The 20,565-nt window shown below is 64.8% G+C and carries 19 protein-coding genes; 13 read left to right on the forward strand and 6 right to left on the reverse strand.

All coding sequences use genetic code 11. The features are described from left to right. The first annotated feature begins 29 nt into the window (after positions 1 to 29). On the forward strand, positions 30 to 1,442 hold the full coding sequence (locus LQD11_RS11625) for a PhoH family protein (RefSeq protein ID WP_238617685.1): 1,413 nt from the start codon (positions 30 to 32) through the stop codon (positions 1,440 to 1,442). A 10-nt stretch (positions 1,443 to 1,452) separates the two neighbouring features. On the opposite strand, the gene LQD11_RS11630 is transcribed toward LQD11_RS11625, so the two are convergent. Genes LQD11_RS11630 through LQD11_RS11645 form a run of 4 tightly spaced genes read right to left on the reverse strand, consistent with a single transcriptional unit; the run spans position 1,453 to position 4,637 of the window. Continuing rightward, a complete protein-coding gene (locus LQD11_RS11630; RefSeq protein ID WP_238617686.1) occupies positions 1,453 to 2,550 on the reverse strand; it encodes an AI-2E family transporter in 1,098 nt (365 codons plus the stop codon). Continuing rightward, complete coding sequence (locus LQD11_RS11635; RefSeq protein WP_412852744.1) at positions 2,547 to 3,023, reverse strand: Crp/Fnr family transcriptional regulator; 477 nt, start codon at positions 3,021 to 3,023, stop codon at positions 2,547 to 2,549. Before LQD11_RS11635 ends, LQD11_RS11630 begins: the two co-directional genes overlap by 4 nt. Next, positions 2,906 to 3,649 (reverse strand): type 1 glutamine amidotransferase, encoded by a 744-nt coding sequence (locus LQD11_RS11640; RefSeq protein ID WP_238617688.1) that lies wholly within the window; start codon positions 3,647 to 3,649, stop codon positions 2,906 to 2,908. Before LQD11_RS11640 ends, LQD11_RS11635 begins: the two co-directional genes overlap by 118 nt. 58 nt (positions 3,650 to 3,707) lie before the next feature. Beyond that, positions 3,708 to 4,637: a selenium metabolism-associated LysR family transcriptional regulator gene (locus LQD11_RS11645; RefSeq protein ID WP_238617689.1), complete on the reverse strand. Its 930-nt coding sequence runs from the start codon at positions 4,635 to 4,637 to the stop codon at positions 3,708 to 3,710. A gap of 69 nt (positions 4,638 to 4,706) precedes the next feature. Between LQD11_RS11645 and LQD11_RS11650 the strand changes: the two genes are divergently transcribed. Continuing rightward, positions 4,707 to 5,201, forward strand: coding sequence for a TM2 domain-containing protein (locus LQD11_RS11650; protein WP_238617690.1), 495 nt, complete (start codon positions 4,707 to 4,709; stop codon positions 5,199 to 5,201). A gap of 19 nt (positions 5,202 to 5,220) precedes the next feature. On the opposite strand, the gene LQD11_RS11655 is transcribed toward LQD11_RS11650, so the two are convergent. Further along, positions 5,221 to 5,520, reverse strand: a complete 300-nt coding sequence (locus LQD11_RS11655) for a hypothetical protein (protein WP_238617691.1) — start codon at positions 5,518 to 5,520, stop codon at positions 5,221 to 5,223. Beyond that, entirely contained in the window at positions 5,517 to 8,111 is a 2,595-nt protein-coding gene (gene clpB / locus LQD11_RS11660) for an ATP-dependent chaperone ClpB (protein ID WP_238617692.1), read from the reverse strand. Before clpB ends, LQD11_RS11655 begins: the two co-directional genes overlap by 4 nt. A gap of 326 nt (positions 8,112 to 8,437) precedes the next feature. Here clpB and LQD11_RS11665 point away from each other — a divergent pair, with 326 nt between their 5' ends. The 11 genes from LQD11_RS11665 (at position 8,438) to hemG (ending at position 20,361) form a co-directional block, all read left to right on the forward strand. After that, the gene (locus tag LQD11_RS11665; protein WP_238617693.1) at positions 8,438 to 9,886 is read left to right on the forward strand and encodes an isochorismate synthase; all 1,449 of its coding nucleotides are present in this window, start codon (positions 8,438 to 8,440) and stop codon (positions 9,884 to 9,886) included. 9 nt (positions 9,887 to 9,895) lie between these two features. Next, a complete protein-coding gene (gene menD, locus LQD11_RS11670; RefSeq protein ID WP_238617694.1) occupies positions 9,896 to 11,587 on the forward strand; it encodes a 2-succinyl-5-enolpyruvyl-6-hydroxy-3-cyclohexene-1-carboxylic-acid synthase in 1,692 nt (563 codons plus the stop codon). Next, positions 11,584 to 12,396 carry a 2-succinyl-6-hydroxy-2,4-cyclohexadiene-1-carboxylate synthase gene (gene menH / locus LQD11_RS11675; RefSeq protein WP_238617695.1) on the forward strand — a complete coding sequence of 271 codons (813 nt, stop codon included), beginning with the start codon at positions 11,584 to 11,586 and terminating at the stop codon, positions 12,394 to 12,396. The genes menD and menH overlap by 4 nt, the downstream gene beginning before the upstream one ends. Next, the gene (gene menB / locus LQD11_RS11680; protein WP_238617696.1) at positions 12,393 to 13,241 is read left to right on the forward strand and encodes a 1,4-dihydroxy-2-naphthoyl-CoA synthase; all 849 of its coding nucleotides are present in this window, start codon (positions 12,393 to 12,395) and stop codon (positions 13,239 to 13,241) included. Before menH ends, menB begins: the two co-directional genes overlap by 4 nt. A 4-nt stretch (positions 13,242 to 13,245) precedes the next feature. Continuing rightward, positions 13,246 to 14,274: an o-succinylbenzoate synthase gene (gene menC / locus LQD11_RS11685; protein WP_338081490.1), complete on the forward strand. Its 1,029-nt coding sequence runs from the start codon at positions 13,246 to 13,248 to the stop codon at positions 14,272 to 14,274. Continuing rightward, a complete protein-coding gene (gene menE, locus LQD11_RS11690; protein WP_238617698.1) occupies positions 14,271 to 15,677 on the forward strand; it encodes an o-succinylbenzoate--CoA ligase in 1,407 nt (468 codons plus the stop codon). Before menC ends, menE begins: the two co-directional genes overlap by 4 nt. Positions 15,678 to 15,679: 2 nt before the next feature. Further along, on the forward strand, positions 15,680 to 16,108 hold the full coding sequence (locus LQD11_RS11695) for a hotdog fold thioesterase (RefSeq protein WP_238617699.1): 429 nt from the start codon (positions 15,680 to 15,682) through the stop codon (positions 16,106 to 16,108). Between the two features lie 31 nt (positions 16,109 to 16,139). Continuing rightward, entirely contained in the window at positions 16,140 to 17,615 is a 1,476-nt protein-coding gene (locus LQD11_RS11700) for an SDR family oxidoreductase (RefSeq protein ID WP_238617700.1), read from the forward strand. 72 nt (positions 17,616 to 17,687) lie between these two features. Further along, on the forward strand, positions 17,688 to 18,149 hold the full coding sequence (locus tag LQD11_RS11705) for an SRPBCC family protein (RefSeq protein ID WP_238617701.1): 462 nt from the start codon (positions 17,688 to 17,690) through the stop codon (positions 18,147 to 18,149). Between the two features lie 34 nt (positions 18,150 to 18,183). Then, positions 18,184 to 18,909 carry a bifunctional demethylmenaquinone methyltransferase/2-methoxy-6-polyprenyl-1,4-benzoquinol methylase UbiE gene (gene ubiE / locus LQD11_RS11710; protein WP_238617702.1) on the forward strand — a complete coding sequence of 242 codons (726 nt, stop codon included), beginning with the start codon at positions 18,184 to 18,186 and terminating at the stop codon, positions 18,907 to 18,909. A 108-nt stretch (positions 18,910 to 19,017) separates the two neighbouring features. Next, positions 19,018 to 20,361: a protoporphyrinogen oxidase gene (gene hemG, locus LQD11_RS11715; RefSeq protein WP_008930603.1), complete on the forward strand. Its 1,344-nt coding sequence runs from the start codon at positions 19,018 to 19,020 to the stop codon at positions 20,359 to 20,361. Positions 20,362 to 20,565: the final 204 nt, after the last annotated feature.

Below are 20,565 nucleotides of genomic sequence, written 5' to 3' on the forward strand. Positions count from 1 at the left end.
CCCACCCGCCCCCGTTCCGGAGCCCGTTCATGGTCAAGAAGGACATCCACGGCAAGCGCCTGTTCGTGCTGGACACCAATGTGCTCATGCACGATCCAGCGGCGCTGTTCCGCTTCAAGGAACATGATGTGTTCCTCCCCATGGTGGTCCTGGAGGAACTGGACAAGGCCAAGAAGGGCGTTTCCGAGGTCGCCCGCAACGTACGCCAGGCCAGCCGGTTCATCGATGAACTGATGGCTGACGCGAGCCACGCCCAGATTGCCCAGGGGCTGCCCCTGACCGGCGCGCGCCTGGGCGACTCGGATGCCGCGGGTACCGGCCGGCTGTTCTTCCAGACCCGCGTGCTGTCCTCCCATCTGCCGGACAACCTGCCTGGGCGCACCCCGGATCACACCATCCTGAGCACGGCCCTGGCGCTGCAGGGAGAACGGCCGGACGAGGCCGTCACCCTGGTCTCCAAGGACATCAACCTGCGCATCAAGGCGGCGGTACTGGGCATCCATGCGGAGGATTACTACAACGACCAGGTCCTGGACGACGTGGACCTGCTCTACCGGGGCACCTGCGAGCTGCCGGCGGATTTCTGGGACAGCCACGGCAAATCCATGGATTCCTGGCAGGAGAGCGGTCGCACGTTCTATCGCCTCACCGGCCCGCTGGTGACCCAGTGGCACCCCAACCAGTGTCTCTATCGGGAAGACGATCCTGCGTTCACCGCCCTGGTACGACGCCGGGAAGGTGACTCCGCGGTGGTGGAACTGGCCCGGGATTACACCGGCGCACGACACACGGTCTGGGGCATTCACGCCCGCAACCGGGAACAGAACTTTGCCCTGAACCTGCTGATGGATCCGGAGGTGGACTTTGTCTCGCTGGTGGGCACGGCGGGCACCGGCAAGACCCTGCTCACCCTGGCGGCGGGCCTGGCGCAGACCCTGGAGGACAACCGCTACCGGGAAATCATCATGACCCGGGTGACGGTGCCGGTCGGCGAGGACATCGGCTTTCTGCCCGGCACCGAGGAAGAGAAGATGACCCCGTGGATGGGGGCCCTGATGGACAACCTGGAAGTGCTCACCCGCTCCGAGACCGGGGGTGACTGGGGTCGGGCGGCGACCCAGGACCTGATCGGTAGCCGAATCAAGATCCGCTCCCTGAACTTCATGCGCGGGCGCACCTTCCTCAATCGCTTCATCATTCTGGACGAGGCCCAGAATCTCACGTCCAAGCAGATGAAGACGCTGATCACCCGGGCCGGCCCGGGGACCAAGGTGGTCTGCCTGGGGAACGTGGGGCAGATCGATACCCCCTACCTGACGGAAACCACCTCGGGCCTGACCTACGTGGTCGATCGCTTCAAGGACTGGGACCATGCCGGCCACGTACTGCTGCAGCGGGGCGAACGCTCACGACTGGCGGATTTTGCCTCCGAGCATCTCTGAAAACCCGCGCTCAGGCCGCCTCGTTGTCGTAACGTGTCTGTTCCTCATGATCGGGCATGTTGCCATGGCGGGGCCAGGAACGGATCACCGCCTGGATCAGGGTGGCCAGCGGGATGGCGAAGAAGACCCCCCACAACCCCCACAACCCGCCGAACAGGATCACCGCGGTGATGATGGCCACCGGATGCAGATTCACCACCTCGGAGAACAGCAGGGGCACCAGTACGTTGCCGTCCAGGAACTGGATCACCGCATAGGCAATCAGCACATAGGTGAACTCGCTGCTCACCCCGAACTGGAAATAGGCCACCACCGCCACTGGAATGGTCACCAGGGCCGCACCGATGTAGGGGATGATCACCGACAGCCCCACCATGAATGACAGCAGCAGGGCGTAGTTGAGATTGAAGTAGATGAAGGTCAGGTAGCTGGCGGCCCAGACGATGAGGATCTCCACGAACTTGCCGCGGACGTAGCTGGCGATCTTGATGTTCACCTCGGCCCAGACCTCGTTGGCCAGGCCCCGGTCCCGGGGCAGGAAACCGGTGATCCAACCCAGGATGGCATCCTTGTCCTTGAGCAGGAAGAACACCATGATGGGCACGATGACCAGGTAGACCATGATGGTGACCGCATGCACGGCCGAGGCCAGGGTCAGGTTCACCACCCGCTGCCCCAGGGCGATGGATTCCGCCCGGATGGCACCCATGATCTCGCGCACCTGCTCCTCGGTGATGAACTGGGGATAGCGCTCGGGCAATTGCAGCAGGATGTTCTGTCCCTGCACCACCATGTTCGGCAGTTCCCGTACCAGCTGGGTGATCTGCTGACTCAGCACCGGCACCACCACCAGCAGGGTGGCCACCAGTACCGCCATGAACACCAGGAAGACCAGGGTCACCGCCGCCATGCGCGGAATGCGCCAGTTCTGCAGGCGACGCACCGCCCCCTCCAGCAGGTAGGCAATGATGATGCTGGCCAGCAGCGGCGCCAGCAGCCGGCCGGCAAACAACACCACGGCAAATCCCAACAGCAGAAGGAACGCCAGGATCACCACCTGGGGATCGGAAAAATGGCGTTCGTACCAGCGACGCAGGACCGGGATCATTCGCGGGCCTCGCACAGACGCTGATAATGGCGGGCAAACACCGCCTCCAGTTCATCGATCACTTCCACCGCCGCCCGCCCCTGCATCACATGTTGGGTCATGAGCTGTGAAGTCTCGTTGAGCAGACGCGCCTTGTCCAGCATCGGATAGGTGGCGGACAGGCGTTTCATGGCCCGGATCACGCTCTCCTCCTCGGGACGGGGAATGGGTTCGGGTGCGGGAATGGACGTGGGTACCGCCGCGGCTCGGCCGGCAAGGAACTCGGCAAAGGCCAGCAGGGTATCCCGATCAGCGGTCGACAGGCCACGATACAGACTCCGCAGGCGTCGCTCGGAGGTGGAATGGGGCGGCAGACTCACTTGGGCTCCAGTTTGAGATTGAACACGGGCATCTTGCGGCGCTCCCGCATCAGGCCCAGCGCCGTCACCAGGGCCGCCACCACCCGGGCCGTCATGTCCTGCATCCGCGGCCAGAGATCCCGGGCCTGCACCAGCAGTGCCGTGATGTCGGGGGGCGGATTGTGCCCGGGCTCCATGATGATGTCTTCCAGCATGCCCGGCTTGAGCTCGGGCCGAAACAACAGACCGTAGGTCAGGGGATCGGGCCGCACCGCCAGCCAATGCCCCGACTCGTCCACCAGGATGGGCTCCAACCCCTCGGGCAGGACGATGTTACCATGGTACATCACCAGTACCTGCTGCCCGTCCACGGCCTCCGCCAGGGGATCGCCCTCGCCTGCCGGCGTCTTGCGGGCGGTGACGAAACCCGCGGTGCAGTCAGGCGACAGGGTCGCCTCGCCGCCGGCGGCCTGCGCCACCAGCAGCCCCCCCATGCCCAGCCCCACCACCGGACGCCGGGCCTTGCGGAAAATGTCGATCAGGCGCAACTCATCGGGCACCTGGGGATTGCGGGCCGCGTCGGCGGTGGGCCAGGCGCCTCCCAGCAGCCAGAGGCCATCGAACTGGGCAGCCGATCCCGGCAGCCCCTGTCCGACGAAGGGACGGAAATAACTGAAGCCGATATCTCGACGCTCCAGGTGGCTCTCGATCAGGCCGAGAAACTCTGCATAGCTGTGCTGTACAACCGCATAGTTCTTCATGGCGGACTCCCTTGCAGGGTCTCGCGGCCTGAAGCACCGGATCCTGGGCGGGGACCGGTCAGGAAGACGGACAGCGCTCCTCCTCGGCAGCGGACTGGGTTTCGCAGTAATCACGGGCGAAGGACAGGAGTTCCTCCATGGCCCGCAAGCGGAACTTCTGGCGCTGATGCACGAACGAAAACTGTCGCGTCAGGGGCGGCTCCAGCGGGATGCCCACCAGACGTTCCAGGGCCAGTTCCTTGTCGATGGTGGAACGGGAGAGGATGGAGACCCCCATGCCGGCCTCGACAGCTCCTTTGATCGCCTCGGGGCTGCCCAGTTCCAGACAGATGGCCAGGCCGTTGCGATCCACGTCCTGGGCGACCAGATAATCCATGATCACCTCGCGGGTGCCCGAGCCCTCTTCCCGACAAATGAAGGGGAACGGCAGGATCTCTTCGATGCTCAGGCAGTCCTTCTTCGCCAGGGGGTGGGAGGGCGGGACAATGACCACCAGTTGATCCAGTCGGCACATCTCCACCTGCAGGTTGCGGTTGGACACGGGGCCTTCCACCACGCCAAGGTCGATGATGTTGTTCTCCACCATGGAGACGATCCCCTCGGAATTGGACACCTTCAGGCGCAGGTTCACTTCCGGATACTTCTTCTTGAAGTTACCCAGCAAGGCCGGAAGCATGTACTCGGCGATGGTAGTGCTGGCCCCCAGGGTCAGTGCGCCGGTGACATCGCCGGTGATCTCCCGAATGGCGTTGTCCATCTCCGTGTAGGCCTCGAAGATGCGCTCGGCATACCCGTAGGCAGTGCGTCCCGCCTCGGTGAGACTGACCCGGTTGTGGGTACGATCGAACAAGCGCGTATTGAAGTGTTCCTCCAACTGGCGGACCTGAAAGGTGACTGCCGGTTGGGTCATGTGCAGGGCCTCCGCCGCCTTGGTGAACGACAAAAGTCGCGCCACCGTATAGAACACCTGAAGTCGTCGGTCAGCCATGATGGGATATCCCTGATTTCGTCCTACACTCTGATGATTGGGTATGGTGACTGCAACGGGAGGGTATGCATGAGCAAGGCTTGGAGGCAGCTGGACCTCAAGGGGGCCGGTCTGCAGCAGATGAATGCCGAATACATCCGCGACATGCGCCGCCCTGTCGTTGCCTATGCCCTGATGGCCGCTTTCCCGCTGGGCCTGCATCGATTCTATCTGAAGGAACCCCTCGGCGGGATTGCCTACCTGATCCTGAGTCTGAGCCTGCTGTTGGGCCTGCCCATCGGTGCCGGGATCTTGCTGCTGCTACCGGCCCTGGGTCTGCTGGGCGGCGCGATTTTCGATCTGTTCTGGATCGACCGCCGCGTCACGCACCTCAACAAGACCCTGCGCATGCGCCATTTCCTGCGGCCGGATCATCGGCCGCCGCCGGGTTATCAAGGACGAGGAGAAGAACCGGATCCGCGAGAAGAGCGGAGCACCGGGGCGCAACCGGCCTCTTTCAATCAGCAGGAAGCCATGCTCCGGGCGCTGATGAAGGCCAACAAGGGCCGCCGGACGCCACCCTGAGGCAAGGGTCGTCCGGCATTCACGGATCGCCCGGGCGCCAGATACCGAAGGCCTCCTGGGGGGCGTGGGCAGGCTCCGGCGGCACCTGACGCTGCTGTGCCACCACGTCCTCGAACACGCTTCCCATGAAGGCCTGCAGTTGCTCCAGAAACTCCCGGCGTCGATCATCCGGCACGTGCTGGCAGGCCAGCAGGTAGCCGGTGACGGCGGCCATGTACTGGACCGCCACCAAAGGATCCCCGCAGCGCGGGTCGTGGCCGGCCAGCACTTCCTGCAGTTGCTGGACCAGTTCACCTGATAGTTGCAGTGTCTCGCTCATGGGCGAAGCATATCGCGATCATTGCCGAAGGTCAGCCCCTCCCCGGCACAATCCACCGCCACCACATCCCCGGGGCCGTACTCGCCCCGCAGGATGCGCTGGGCCAGCGGATTTTCCAGCTGCTGCTGAATCGCCCGCTTCAAGGGGCGGGCGCCGTAGACCGGGTCGAACCCGGCTTCGCCCAGGCGATCCAGGGCCGCCTCGGATACCGTCAGTCGCAGGTCGCGATCCGCCAGGCGACGACGCAGATAATCCAACTGAATGGTGGTGATGGCCCGGATCTGATCCCGACCCAGGGGATGGAAGACCACCACCTCGTCCACCCGATTGATGAACTCGGGACGGAAATGGGTGCCGACCACCTCCATCACCGCCGCCTTCATCTGATCATAGTGTTCCTCGCCGGCCATCTCCTGAATCAGCTGGGATCCCAGATTGGAGGTCATCACGATCACGCTGTTGCGAAAATCCACCGTACGGCCCTGGCCGTCGGTGAGACGACCGTCATCCAGCACCTGCAACAGCACGTTGAAGACGTCCGGATGGGCCTTTTCCACCTCGTCCAGCAGGATCACCGAGTAGGGCTTGCGCCTGACTGCCTCGGTCAGGTAGCCACCTTCCTCGTAGCCCACGTACCCCGGAGGCGCGCCGATGAGCCGGGCCACGGAATGTTTCTCCATGAACTCCGACATGTCGATGCGCACCATGGCCTCGTCGGTGTCGAACAGGAAGGCGGCCAGGGCCTTGGTCAGCTCGGTCTTGCCCACCCCGGTCGGCCCCAGGAACAGGAAGGAGCCATTGGGGCGGTTGGGATCGGAAAGCCCCGCCCGTGCCCTGCGGATGGCATCGGCCACGGCCCTGACTGCCTCGTCCTGCCCCACCACGCGCCGGGTGAGGGCCTCCTCCATGCGCAGCAGCTTCTCCCGCTCCCCTTCCAGCATCTTGGCAACAGGGATGCCGGTCCAGCGGGAAACCACCTCGGCAATCTCCTCGTCGGTCACCTTGTTGCGCAACAACCGCATCTCGTGCATTTCCGCCTGGGCGGCCATGTCCAGCTGCCGTTCCAGCTCGGGAATGCGACCGTATTGCAGCTCGGACATGCGTCCCAGGTCGCCGGCCCGGCGCGCGGTCTCCAGCTCCAACCGGGCCCGCTCCAGTTCTTCCTTGATGGAGGCGGTGCCGGACAGGGCGGCCTTTTCCGCCTTCCAGATCTCGTCCAGGTCCGAATACTCCCGCTCCAGGCGATCGATCTCCCCCTCCAGGGCCTCCAGGCGCTTGAGCGAAGCCTCGTCGGATTCCTTTCTCAGGGCTTCGCGCTCGATCTTGAGCTGAATCAGACGCCGCTCCAGGCGATCCATGCTCTCGGGCTTGGAGTCGATCTCCATGCGGATGCGGCTGGCCGCCTCGTCCACCAGATCGATGGCCTTGTCCGGCAGCTGGCGATCCGTGATGTAGCGATGAGACAGGGTCGCGGCGGCGACAATGGCCGGATCGGTGATCTCCACCCCGTGATGGACCTCATAACGCTCCTTGAGGCCACGCAGGATGGCGATGGTGTCCTCCACGTTGGGTTCGTTCACCAGCACCTTCTGGAAGCGCCGCTCCAGGGCGGCGTCCTTCTCCACATACTTGCGATACTCGTCCAGGGTGGTGGCGCCGATGCAGTGGAGCTCTCCCCGCGCCAGGGCCGGCTTGAGCATGTTGCCCGCGTCCATGGATCCCTCCGCCTTGCCGGCGCCCACCATGGTGTGCAGCTCGTCGATGAACAGGATCACCCGTCCCTCCTGCTTGGCCAGGTCACTGAGCACCGCCTTGAGCCGCTCCTCGAAGTCACCACGGAACTTGGCCCCGGCGATGAGCGACCCCATGTCCAGGGACAGCAACCGCCGGTCCTTCAGACCCTCGGGCACTTCGCCGTCCACGATACGCTGGGCCAGCCCCTCGACGATGGCGGTCTTGCCCACGCCGGGCTCGCCGATGAGGACGGGGTTGTTCTTGGTGCGCCGCTGCAGCACCTGAATGGCGCGGCGGATCTCCTCGTCGCGACCGATCACCGGGTCCAGCTTGCCCTGTTCGGCGCGCTCGGTGAGATCGATGGTGTATTTTTCCAGGGCCTTGCGCTGCTCCTCCGCATTGGGGTCATCCACCCGCTGACCACCACGCAGGTCATGGATGGCCTTGTCAACGGCCCCCTTGGTGGCGCCGGTCTTGCGAAGCAGTTCACCCAGTTGACCCTGATGCTCCAGGGCTGCCAACACGAACAGTTCGGAAGAGATGAACTGATCCTTGCGGTCCTGGGCCAGCTTGTCGCACAGATTCAGCAACCGGCCGAGGTCGTTGGAAATGTGCAGGTCACCGGCCGCCCCCTCCACGCTGGGCAGACGCTCCAGGGCCTCCCCCAGCTGGGACCGCAGCAGATTCACATTGACGCCGCTCTGAGCCAGCAGGGGTCGCACCGATCCCCCCGCCTGGTCCAGCAGGGCGATCATCAGGTGGACCGGCTCGATCATCTGGTGATCACGGCCCACGGCCAGGGACTGGGCATCGGCCAGTGCCAGCTGGAACTTGCTGGTGAATTTGTCCATGCGCATGGTGGCAAAACCCCTTGAGACTATGTCAGATTAATCCTGGATATTGGGCTGGAGCGGCAGGCTTTCAAGCAGGACTGACTTGCAACCCATTTTTATTAACATATACCTGCGCCGGTGATCCATGCTGTCGCCATCACGGCGTTTCGGAACGTCCCGCCTGTGGCACAATCCAAAGTGATATAAGTCATATCTGCCCCCATTCACCGGTTTTTATAATTTTTGGCGGGCGGCACTTCACGACGGCGACGGATCCTGCCCGCCCCCCGGAGCCGCCGGGCGGTCCGGAACGGGAGTGCGAGGCCGGCCACTTGTTCAGAGGATGTACCGTGTCATCAGTCAGTCAATATCCGGTATCACTCGACCAGCCCCTGGGCACCGGTACTCCGGGCGTGGGCCGAGATGCCGGAGGCGACTGCCTGGATACCGGTGGCCCCCTGCATGGGGCGGTGGAAACCCTGCTGGGCCGGATCAAGAACTGGTCCTTCCGCAGCGACCATCTGCTGCACCTGAGCGTACCCGTCCCCCGGACCAACCCCTTCCGCTGGCTGCAGGCCGCGCCGGCCGGCGAGCGCAGCCTGTGGCAGAACCGGGAAGGGGACGAAAGCATCGCCGGCATCGGCATCGCCGCGGCGTTGAGCGCCCGGGAAGCCACTGCCTACCCTGCCCTGCTGCGCCGGATCCATGACATCCTCGACGGACAGGCCACGGCCTTCATCGGCGGCTTTTCCTTCGACGGCCAGGCCGGGAAAGACGACTGGGAGGGGTTTCCGGCGGCCCGTTTCGTGCTGCCGGCCGTCGAGCTGCGACGACAGGGAGGCCAGTGCCGCCTGGGAGTGAATCTGCTGGCGGACTCACGACGGGATTTCATGACCCGCAAGACCCGGCTCATCGCGGCCCTGTGCCGACTGCGTCAGACCCCGGCAGACGGCCTCCCCCGGGCAAGCGTGCGCATCACCCGGCGCGTCGACCACATGGACTTCGACACCTGCAGCCGCCACATCGGCAACATCCTTAACCACATCGCCCAGGGTCCCATCCGCAAGGTGGTACTGGCCCGGCGGGTGGACCTGCAGCTGAACGAATCCCCGCCGGCCTTTCTGACCCTGGAACGCTGGCATCGCAGCAATCCCGGCAGCTTCTGCTTTGCCATTGAAAATGGGGAACGGCTGTTCATGGGATGCTCCCCGGAGCGCCTGTTCAGTCGTTCCGGCCGACATGTATTCACCGAATCCCTGGCCGGCACCGTGCGCCGCGGCGGCACGGCGCAGGAAGACGCGGCCCTGGAACGCGTCCTGCTGCAAGATCCCAAGCTGATCCATGAGCATGAGCTGGTCACCCGCTATGTACGTGAACAGATCGCGCCCTGGATCACCCAGATCGAAGGCCCCGCCCAGGCCCAGGCCGGTGTCTTCAAGCTGGATCGCATCCAGCACCGCTACCTGCCCATCCATGCCACCCTCAGGGAGGACGTGCGTGACGAGCAGTTGCTGGCGGCCCTGCACCCCACCCCGGCGGTCTGCGGCTTTCCCCGCGGCGAGGCCCGGGATCTGATCAGCCGTCAGGAGACCGCCCGGCGGGGCTGGTACAGCGGCGTGATCGGCAGGATCTGTCCGCAGCGCTCGGAATTCGCCGTGGCCATCCGCTCCACCCTGCTCCATCGCAATCAGGCATTGTGCTACTCCGGCGTCGGTATCGTGGAAGGCTCCGACCCCGCCGCGGAATGGAACGAACTGGAGGCCAAGATCGAGTCCTTCCTCGCCGTGCTGGAATCCTGAGGGGCGGTCATGGAGGCACCGTTCACCCACATCAATGAGGCATGGGCGCATCTGCTGATAGATCGTCTTTATCAGCATGGGGTACGGGATATCTGCCTGGCCCCGGGCAGTCGCAGTGCCCCCTTGGCCCTGGCCGCGGCCCGTTATCGGGACGACCATCCCGAGCTGCGGTTGCATACCCACTTCGATGAACGTGGCCTGGCCTTCCTGGGACTGGGTCTGTGCAAGGCCAAGCGACGCCCGGTCGCCCTGATCACCACCTCGGGCACCGCCGTGCCCAACCTGCATCCGGCCCTGGTGGAGGCCTTCCAGACCCATCAGCCCCTGGTGGCGATCACCGCCGATCGTCCCGAGGAACTGGTGGGCTGCGGCGCCAACCAGGCCATCGTCCAGCCGGGCATCTTCCAGCACCATGTGCGTGCAGCCCTGAATCTGCCGGCCCCCGACGCCGCCCTGACCGGCGGCTGGCTGGCCCAGCAGCTTGATAGGGTCCTCGCCCGGCTCCAGGGACCCGGACGCGGTCCCGTGCATATCAATGTCCCGTTCCGGGAACCACTCTACGGCACCGAAGAATCCGTCGACTTCGGCCCCTGGCTGTCCGACGTGGTACCGGTGGCATCCTCCCCGCCGCCATTGCCCGGCTTCAGCCTGCATCGGCTCAGGGAGCCGGTGATATTCGTCGCCGGGCAACTGGATACCGACGAGGCCGCGGCGGTCCTGGCCCTGGCCGAACGGTCCTCGGTACCCATCCTGGCCGACATCGGCAGCCAGCTGCGGCTCACGGAACATCCCTGCGTCCTGGCCCACCCGGATCTGCTGCTGGCGATCACCCATGTCAGACGCCGCTTCAAGGCCATGCATCAGGTGATCCAGTTCGGCGGCCGCATCACCAGCAAGCGGATCAATCAATGGCTGGCAGGCTTCCAGGGTCAGTACTGGTTGGTGAGTCCCCATGAGGACAGTCTGGACCCGGAGCACCGGGCCACCCAGATCCAGGCCTCGATTCCCGAGTTCTGCGGCCAGATCCAGATCCCGCCCCAGCGAGGGCTGGGCATCGACGCCCTGCAGTCCCAGCTCGGCGAGCATCTGACGTTGGCACTGACCTATCCGTTCTCGGAGCCGGCCGCGGCCCGCATCATCACCGAGACGATCCCGGAGGACATGCTGCTGCTGCCCGGCAACAGCCTGAGCATCCGACTGCTGGACATGGTCGCCCGTCCCGGACGCGGCAATCGCTGCATCACCAACCGGGGGGCCAGCGGCATCGACGGACTGGTGGCCACGGCCATGGGACTGGCCATGGGGCATCCGGCCGGGGCCACCCTGCTGATCGGGGATCTGTCCCTGCTCCATGACCTGAACAGCCTGGCACTGGCGAAACAGTGTTTCCACCCGCTGATCATCGTGGTCCTGAACAATGACGGTGGGGGCATCTTCAACCTGCTGCCCGCCGCCGAGCAAAAGTCGCATTTCCAGACCCTGTTCCAGTTGCCCCACGGCCTTGCGTTCCGCAATGCGGCGGCCCTGTTCGGCCTGGCCTACGCCAACCCGGATTCGGCCGCCGGCTTCGAAAAGGCCTATACCGATGCCTGCCGCAAGGGCGGCGTCACCCTGATCGAACTGAACTTCCCCCCCAACCAGAGTAGCCGGATCATCAAGGGCCTGATCGGCGCCCTGGTGGACGTCCGCTACGAGACATGACCCGGCCAGCCCCCATCCGCTCACGGGGTGCCGCCCATCTCCCCACCCTGGTCCTGCTCCACGGTTTCATGGGTTGCGGTGATGACTGGCTACGGACGGCCCGCCTGCTGTCGGATCGTTACCACTGCCTGCTGCCGGACCTGCCGGGGCACGGAAGTCAGCCCCTGCCGGCAGATCTGGACTTCGAGGGGTACTGTGAGCGGTTCTGGCGGCAGCTGGCACCCTTGCTGCCGGCCCGCATCGCCCTGGCGGGCTATTCCATGGGCGGGCGAATCGCCGCCTGGCTGGCAACCCGTCATCCCGAATCCATCGCCGCCCTCGTCCTGGAGGGCGCCCATCCGGGGCTGGAAACCGAGGCAGAGCGCCGGGCACGCCGCCGCCATGACGAAAACTGGGCCACGCGGCTGGCGCGTGAGCCCTGGCCGCAGGTCCTGGAAGACTGGTATCGACAGCCGGTGTTTGCCGACCTGGCACCCGCTCGCCGGGAAGCCTTCATCCGGGTTCGGTCCGCCCAGGACCCCGCCACCCTGGCCCGGGTGTTGCTGGCCACCAGTCTGAGTGGCCAGCCGGACCTGCGCCCCGGTCTGGCCGGACTGACCTGTCCCCGGGTTTTCATCGCGGGCGCACAGGACACCAAGTTCAGTGCCTTGGGACAGGCACTGGCCGACACCTGCGTCGGGCTTGAACTTGTCAAACTGGACGGCCTGGGGCATAACTGCCACGCTCAGGACCCCGGGCAGGTGGCCGCCGTCATGGAACGGGTCTGCCACCCCATGCATTTCACCCAAACGAGTAAAGCATCCTCATGAGCACAGCAGCGTCTTCCATCATCCCGGCACTGGACTGGCAGGACCACTCGGCCCCTTATGAAGATATCCTCTATCACAAGGCCGAAGGCATCGCGAAGATCACCATCAACCGGCCGGAAGTCCGCAATGCCTTCCGCCCGCGCACGGTCAAGGAGCTGCGCCAGGCCCTGTCCGATGCCCGCTTTGACGAGGGGATCGGTGTCATCATCCTCACCGGCCAGGGGGATCTGGCCTTCTGCTCCGGAGGTGACCAGCGGGTCCGGGGGGATTCCGGTTACAAGGATGAACAGGGCGTGCATCATCTGAACGTGCTGGATCTGCAAAAGGAAATCCGCTCCTGCCCCAAGCCGGTGATCGCCATGGTGGCCGGCTATGCCATCGGCGGCGGCCACGTGCTGCATCTGATCTGCGACCTGAGCATCGCCGCGGACAATGCCCGCTTCGGCCAGACCGGCCCCAAGGTGGGTTCCTTTGACGGCGGCTTCGGCGCCAGTTATATGGCCAGCGTGGTGGGTCAGAAAAAGGCCCGGGAGATCTGGTTCCTGTGCCGGCAGTACGATGCCCGGGAAGCACTGGACATGGGGCTGGTCAACACCGTGGTGCCGCTGGCGCAACTGGAGCAGGAAACCGTGGCCTGGTGCCGCCGGATCCTGGAGCACTCCCCCATCGCCCTGCGCATGCTCAAGTCCGCCTTCAATGCCGGGGTCGATGGCCAGGCGGGCATCCAGGAACTGGCCGGCAACGCCACCATGCTCTTCTACATGACCGAAGAGGGGCAGGAAGGCCGCAACGCCTACCTGGAGAAACGCAAGCCCGACTTCCGCAAATTCAGACGTCAGCCCTGAAGTCGTGCCGCCGACGGGAACGGAAAACCCATGGCAGCAGGGATGCCCGCCCCATGAAATCCGGCTTTGGCGTTTCTCCCTGCCCCTCCGTCAGGCGTTATCCATGCCGGGGCACACCCTGACACGACGGGAGGGACTGCTGCTGGAATGGTGTCGGCCCCGCGCGGACAGCCTCTGGTCCGAGATCAGTCCCCTGCCCGGCTTCAGCCGGGCAACGCTGGCCCGATGTCATCAGCAGGTCCGGCAGATCCTTGAACAGGACGGCCCCCTGCCCGACCGCCTCCTGCGTCTGCCGATGGAAACCGCCCCGGAGGTGTGTTTCGGCCTGGAAGCCGGACGGCTGCAATGGAGCGGACAATTGCCACCGGCGGCTCCGGTCCCCCGCTGCCGTCTGATCCGCCATGACGATGCCCTGGACATTGCCGCGGATCGGGCATCCCCCTGTTTCAAGCTCAAGGTGGGGCGCGACGCCCTGGCGACGGACATCGACAGGATCCGCCGGGTCACGGCACGGCTCACGGAAGGGCAGCAGCTACGCCTGGATGCCAATCGCTCCTGGACCCTGGAACAGGCCGAGACACTCTGTCGCGCCATCGACCACCGACGGATCCAGTTCATCGAGGAACCCCTGCCGGCAGGCAGTGACTACCTGTCATGGTGGTCCCGTACCGGCATCCCCTTTGCCTGGGATGAAACCCTCAGAGAAACCATGGCCCCCGATCTGCGGACACCGGGCCTGGGTGCCCTGGTCGTCAAGCCCATGCTCACCGGCCTGAGCCGCGCCGGCATGCTGATACAGCAAGCCCGCCAGCTTGGCATTCCCGTCGTTCTGAGCGCGGCCTATGAAAGCAACCTCACCCTGGACTTCCACGCGCGCCTGGTCCATGACTGGGATCTGCGGGGTCCACAGGGCCTGGATACCTTCGGTATATTTGCCCGGGCGCTGCTGACGCCCATCCTCAGCCAACCGGAACATCGTACATTGCCGGTCACACCACACGCTGAACTGGAATACCTTGGATGCTGGACATGAAACACACCCCGCCCCATGCCGACGTGCCCTGCCTGCTATGGCAGGCAGGCAGGCGTCATGCCGGGACCCTCGCCATCATCACCCCGGAAGACAGCCTGAGCTTCGCCGAACTGGAAACGCGGGTGGATCATCGGGCCATGACCTTTCTGGCCCAGGGCGTGCAGGGTGGAGACTGGATCGCCCTGCGGACCCGGACCACGATTGACGGCATCATCGACCTGCTGGCCGTTCTGCGCAGCGGCGCCTGTCTGTTGCCGGTCAATCCGGCCATGCCGGAAACCCCGTTGCATGCCCTGCTGCGGCAACAGGGTGTTCACTGGCTGGTACGGGAACCAGGGCAGCCCCTGCAACCGACCGATACGACCGAACGGGATGTGATCGTCCCGTCCCCGCCATCCCCTCCCCCGGAACTGCGCCGTCAATTTCAGCCGCACACCCCCTGCACCGGCATTCTGACCTCCGGCTCCACCGGGCAACCGAAGCTGGCCGTCCACAGCTACGCCAACCATGCGCTCAGCGCCGCGGGGGCCGCGACACGCATTCCCCTGCGGCCGGGAGACCGATACCTGCTGTCCCTGCCCACCCACCATGTGGGTGGACTGGCCATCGTGTTTCGCTGTCTGATGGGGGGGGCCGCCCTGGTGCTGGACGGGCGCGCCGAGGATACCGGTTTCCTGATGCACATGGGCGTGACCCATGTCTCCATGGTGGAAACCCAGTTGCACCGCCTGCTGCAACAAAGCGGCCCGCCTCCCTCCAGCCTGCGGTACCTGCTCCTGGGGGGCGGGCCGGTCCGTGACTCATTGCTGGAGCAGGCACGCCGGCAGAACCTGCCCTGCTGGACCAGCTATGGCCTGACCGAGATGAGTTCCCAGGTGATCACCCAACCCCCGGAGGGACCGGCCCGCATCCTGCCTCATCGGGAATGCCGGCTGGCCGAAACCGGCGAGATCCTGGTCCGCGGTGACACCTTGTTCCTCGGGTATCGGGACGCGGGACGCATCCTCCCCGCGACCGATGAAGAGGGCTGGTTCCATACCCGCGACCTGGGTCGCTGGGAAAACGGCCGTTTCCATGTGGTGGGGCGGCTCGACAACCAGTTCATCAGCGGCGGGGAAAACATCCAGCCGGAAGCCATCGAGCAACTGCTGCATACCCATCCCGACATCCTCCGTGCAGTGGTGGTGCCGCGACAGGACGCGGAATTTGGCCAGCGCCCGGTGGCCTTCATCCAGTCCGGCACGGAACTGGATGCCCATGCCCTGCGCACCTGGATGCGGGAACGGCTCAAGCCCTTCATGGTGCCGGTGGCCTTCCTGCCCATGCCTCCCACCAGCGGACTCAAGATTCAACGCCGCGACCTGATCCGGCTGGCCAATGTCATGCATCCCCGGGAAATCTGATCATGTCCCTCTGGCAACGCCCCATCGATCTGCAGGCCATCAATGCCGCCCACCAGGGGACCCTCATGGAAGCCCTGGGGATCGAGATCACCCGGATCACGGACACGGCCCTGTTCGGCACGCTGCCGGTGGATGCACGCACCCGACAACCCCATGGCCTGCTCCATGGCGGCGCCTCCGTGGCCCTGGCCGAAACCCTGGGCAGCGTGGCCTCCAATCTGGCGGCCCCGCCAGGCTGGGTGGCCGCCGGCATGGAGATCAGCGCCAGCCACCTCAAGTCCGTCCGCCACGGTCGGGTCCTGGGCTGTGCCCGCCCCCTGCACCGGGGACGCAGTACCCAGGTATGGGACATCCAACTGGAAGACGAGACGGGAACCACGATCTGCGTCTGTCGACTGACAGTGATGCTCAGGGAGAAAAACCCCGTATAGTACGATGACAATCCCTCACCGGAGATCCCCCATGGCGACGCCCGGCACCTTGAGTCCTTCCGCGGACGACTCGATCGGTCCGAATGCCCTCACCCTGGTGTTCGGTGCCAGCGGCTACATCGGCAGTAACCTGGTACCCCGCCTGCTGGCCCGCGGCACCCGGGTTCGGGCCTCTTCGCGCACGCTGAAGGTACTGGAGGCCCGGGGCTGGACCGGTGCCGAACTGGTCCCGGCCGATGCCCTCAAGCCCGAGACCCTGGGGCCGGCCCTCAAGGATGTCCAGGTCGCTTACTATCTGGTCCACTCCATGGGGGCCGGCAAGTCCTTCGGGCGCCTGGACCTGGAAGCGGCGAGACATTTCGCCCGTGCCGCCGCCGAGGCCGGGGTCCGGCGCATCGTCTATCTGGGCGGGCTGGCCCCGGACTCGGCACGCAGCGAGCACATCGTCTCCCGACGCCTGACCGGTGACGAGCTGCGCAAGGGCAGCGTCCCGGTCACCGAATTGCGGGCCGGGATCATCGTCGGCCCCGGTTCGGCGGCCTTTGAAGTGATGCGTGATCTGGTCCTGCACCTGCCGGTCATGGTCACCCCGAAATGGGTCTCCCGCACCTCACCGCCCATCGCTCTGGAGAATCTGCTCGACTACCTGGAGCGCGCCCCCCGGATCCCGGAGGCCGCCGGCGAGATTCTGGATACCGGCGGTCCCGAATACCTCACCTACGCAGACATGATGCGCATCCTGGCCGAGGAGGCCGGGCGCACGCCACCCCGGATCATCCCGGTCCCCCTGCTCTCACCGAAACTCTCCTCCTACTGGCTGCGTCTGGTCACCTCGGTGCCCACCTCCATTGCTCAGGCCCTGATCGAGGGCCTCAAGGAAGACTATGTGGCCGATGATGCACTGACCCGCCGCCTCATGCCCCAGGCGCTGATGGATTTTCGTACCGCGGTGCGCGCCACCTTCGAGGCTGAAAAATCCCACGGAGTCGCCGCCCGCTGGACCGAAGGGGCGTTCATGTTCCGAGACTACCGGGTGGACTACGCCTATTACGCCAAACAGGCTTCCGGCAGTGCCCTGGTGGAGGCCACCCCGGATCAGGTCTGGGAGGTGGTCCGTCGCATCGGCGGGGAAAACCGCTACTTTGCCCATGAACTCCTGTGGAGGATCCGGGAAGGCATCGACTGGCTGCTGGGAGGCCCCGGCCGCAACTACGGTCGCCGTCATCCGACCGAGCTGCGCCTCGGCGACATGGTGGACTCCTGGCGGGTGATGGCCATTGAACCGGAACGACGCCTCACCCTGGGATTCGGCATGCGCGCCCCCGGGGCGGGTGTGCTGGAAATCGAATTGTCACCGGAGGCGCCGGGCACCCGGATCACCGTCACCAACTACTGGCACCCGGCCGGCGTGTGGGGGCTGCTGTACTGGTACCTGATGGCACCGGCCCACGCCTTTGTCTTCAAGGGATTGGCCGAGGGGATCGCCGGAAGGGTCCGGGCCGCTTGACCCGTCCGATGGTCTTTGACATAACCACGCGGGGCATGATTCGTCCCGCCGTTCATGGGAGCTGATTATCAGATGCCGGTCGTTGATCATGACATGCTGTTTCCCGCGGACCAGGAGGAAGTCTTCGGGATGATCCGGCGGGTGGATGAATTCCCCCGCTATGCCGACGCCGTGGAATCCGTCACTCCGCTGGACGACAAGACCTATCGCTGGCAGGTCCGCGCCAACGGCATGGTCTTTCACTGGGACGTGACCATCATCGACGAGGATCCACCGCACATGATCCGCTGGCAGTCCCTGAGCGGCATCCGCAATACCGGACACTATCGGTTTTCCTCCGTCCCCGGCGGCACCCGGGTGCAACTGACCATCGAATATCATCTACCCACCCGGCTGCTGGACAAGACCGTGGGCCGGGTGGCCAAACCGATCATCCATCACATCAGTCGTCAGGCCTTCGAACGTATCCGCCGCTCCCTGATCAATGCCCGAGCGCTGGATTCCCGCAACGGCTCGTCCGGTTCGAAGACCTGACATCCCCCCATTCCCTTGATCGGAACAACCCTGCATGGACAAACAGCAACGCATCATTCAGATGTTCAACGACATCTCTCCCACCTATGACAGGCTGAATCGCATTCTCAGCTTCGGGGTGGACCGGCAGTGGCGACGCAACGGTTGCCGGGCCGCCATGAAAATTCATGGCGGTCCGGTGCGCCATCTGGTGGATGTGGCCACCGGCACCGGTGACCTGATCCTGTTCTGGCGCGAAGCAGCCGCATCCCAGGGCACCACCATCGAACGGGTCACCGGCGTGGATCCGGCCGTGGGCATGCTGGAACTGGCACGCGGGAAGGTGGATGACGTGACGTTCATGGAGGCACCGGCCACTGCCCTGCCTCTGGAGGACGACAGCGCCGACCTGATCAGCATCAGCTACGGCATTCGCAACGTGGTGGACGTGGAGGGTGCCCTGAGGGAATTTCACCGGGTGCTGGCACCGGGCGGGCTGGCGGTGATCCTGGAGTTCATGAGCCGTGAAAAACTCACCCTGATGGACCGGATGAATCGTCTCTACATGAGTCAGGTACTGCCCCGTGTCGGCGCCATGATTTCCCGGGACAAGGAAGCCTACACCTATCTGCCGGAGTCCATCCAGGGCTTCATGAGCACGGAACAGCTGTGTGACATGCTCACCCGGGCCGGGTTTGAGCTGGTGGAGGTGCAAGATGAATTCCTGGGGATTTCGACGCGGTTCATCGCCCGCAAACCGGCCGCCTCCGCAAGCCAGTGACTGGCCGGGCATCGCGGCACATGACTTGATCATCATCAACCCATGCCGGGCATGACAGCCCGCATGGCCATTTCGACACAGATATAGAGAATAGAAAGGGAGACACCCATGCGGGTAGCCATTATCGGGGCCGGTATCAGCGGTCTGGCCACGGCCTTTTATCTGCAACGCGCCCGGAGCGATGCGGACATCGTCATCTATGAAGCCAATCCCCACGTGGGCGGCACCCTGCACACCATCGACATCGAGGGGTTTCGCTTCGAGGAAGGCGGCAACGGCTTTCTGAGCAACAAGCCGGACATGCTGCAACTGGTCACGGACTGCGGCGCCGGTGACGTACTCATGCGCAGTCAGGATGCCTCCCGCAGACGCTTCATTTATACCGATCGAATGCACCCCATGCCCGACTCTCCGGGCAAGTTTCTCAAGACCGAACTGCTCAACTGGCCGCAGAAACTGCGGGTGATGGGCGAGGTGTTCATTCGTCCCAAACGGGACGATAGCGACGAGACCCTGCAGTCCTTCGGCTACCGTCGTCTGGGCAAGGCATTCACCGACATCTTCCTGGATGCCATGACCGCCGGCATCTACGGCACCACCGCCGACCGGGTCTCCGTGAAGGCGGCCTTCCCCCTGGTGACGGAGCTGGAACGCAAGCACGGCGGCCTGTTCAAGGGCATGATCGCCCGCCGCAAGCAGAGCGCCGGCCCCGGCGGCGTACTGATGAGCTTCAAGGGCGGCATGAACGCCCTGACCGAACACCTTCACAAGACCATCAAGGCAGAATGGCATCTGGGCACACCGGTGGAAGCCGTGGTTCAGGAAGGCAAGGGGTTCCGGGTCGAGGCCGGCGACAAGTCGAGCACCGTGGACCAAGTGATCCTGGCTGTGCCGGCTTATGCCGCCGCCCGCATCCTGGCCGGACTGGACCGGGAGCTGGAACAGCAGCTGGATGCGGTCAACTATGCCCCCATTGCCGTGGTGGGCTTTGGCTGGAAGCATCTGGACCACCCCCTGGACGGCTTCGGCGTGCTGACCACCGCCGCCGCCCGCATGCCCTTCCTGGGCATCCTCTGGGACAGCTCCATCTTCCCGGACCGGGCGCCGGAAGGCATGAAATGCGTGCGCGTGATGCTGGGTGGACAACGGGATCCACACATGGTGGATCTGGACGACGACGCCCTCATTGCCCACGCCCGGGACGGCGTCACCAAGGCCCTGGGGATCGATGTCACGCCTGACGTGCAGTTCGTGAAGAAATGGCCGCGGGGCCTGCCTGGCTACCCGGTGGGCCATATCGAGGCCATGGATCGTCTGATGGCCCATGTGGGCCGTTATCCGGGGCTGCACCTGACCGGCAACGCCTACCGAGGCATTGCCATGAACGACTGCGCCCGCAACGGTCGCCTGACCGGCGAGGCCGCCGCCCTGCTGGGAGAGAAAAAGCTGTAGGGAAGACCTTCCGCCTGTGATGGTCCCACCTCTATCGTCATCATTCCTTCGTCATTCCCGCGTTTTTTCTGTCTTGACGAGGGGGGCCACTTTATTCGTCACTCCCGCGCAAGCGGGAGTCCAGGGTTTTCTGCCCTGTCACTGGATTCCCGCGTTCGCGGGAATGACGGAGGAGGTGGCGGGAATGACGCGGGGCGGGAATGA

Source organism: Ectothiorhodospira shaposhnikovii, from assembly GCF_022227765.1.
Lineage (GTDB): Bacteria > Pseudomonadota > Gammaproteobacteria > Ectothiorhodospirales > Ectothiorhodospiraceae > Ectothiorhodospira.

Excerpts from the sequence above, each read along its gene's own strand:
- LQD11_RS11625 (WP_238617685.1), top strand. The coding sequence starts at position 30 with ATGGTCAAGAAGGACATCCACGGCAAGCGCCTGTTCGTGCTGGACACC.
- LQD11_RS11630 (WP_238617686.1), bottom strand. The coding sequence starts at position 2,550 with ATGATCCCGGTCCTGCGTCGCTGGTACGAACGCCATTTTTCCGATCCC.
- LQD11_RS11640 (WP_238617688.1), bottom strand. The coding sequence starts at position 3,649 with ATGAAGAACTATGCGGTTGTACAGCACAGCTATGCAGAGTTTCTCGGC.
- LQD11_RS11645 (WP_238617689.1), bottom strand. The coding sequence starts at position 4,637 with ATGGCTGACCGACGACTTCAGGTGTTCTATACGGTGGCGCGACTTTTG.
- LQD11_RS11650 (WP_238617690.1), top strand. The coding sequence starts at position 4,707 with ATGAGCAAGGCTTGGAGGCAGCTGGACCTCAAGGGGGCCGGTCTGCAG.
- LQD11_RS11655 (WP_238617691.1), bottom strand. The coding sequence starts at position 5,520 with ATGAGCGAGACACTGCAACTATCAGGTGAACTGGTCCAGCAACTGCAG.
- clpB (WP_238617692.1), bottom strand. The coding sequence starts at position 8,111 with ATGCGCATGGACAAATTCACCAGCAAGTTCCAGCTGGCACTGGCCGAT.
- menD (WP_238617694.1), top strand. The coding sequence starts at position 9,896 with ATGGAGGCACCGTTCACCCACATCAATGAGGCATGGGCGCATCTGCTG.
- menH (WP_238617695.1), top strand. The coding sequence starts at position 11,584 with ATGACCCGGCCAGCCCCCATCCGCTCACGGGGTGCCGCCCATCTCCCC.
- menB (WP_238617696.1), top strand. The coding sequence starts at position 12,393 with ATGAGCACAGCAGCGTCTTCCATCATCCCGGCACTGGACTGGCAGGAC.
- menE (WP_238617698.1), top strand. The coding sequence starts at position 14,271 with ATGAAACACACCCCGCCCCATGCCGACGTGCCCTGCCTGCTATGGCAG.
- LQD11_RS11695 (WP_238617699.1), top strand. The coding sequence starts at position 15,680 with ATGTCCCTCTGGCAACGCCCCATCGATCTGCAGGCCATCAATGCCGCC.
- LQD11_RS11700 (WP_238617700.1), top strand. The coding sequence starts at position 16,140 with ATGGCGACGCCCGGCACCTTGAGTCCTTCCGCGGACGACTCGATCGGT.
- LQD11_RS11705 (WP_238617701.1), top strand. The coding sequence starts at position 17,688 with ATGCCGGTCGTTGATCATGACATGCTGTTTCCCGCGGACCAGGAGGAA.
- ubiE (WP_238617702.1), top strand. The coding sequence starts at position 18,184 with ATGGACAAACAGCAACGCATCATTCAGATGTTCAACGACATCTCTCCC.
- hemG (WP_008930603.1), top strand. The coding sequence starts at position 19,018 with ATGCGGGTAGCCATTATCGGGGCCGGTATCAGCGGTCTGGCCACGGCC.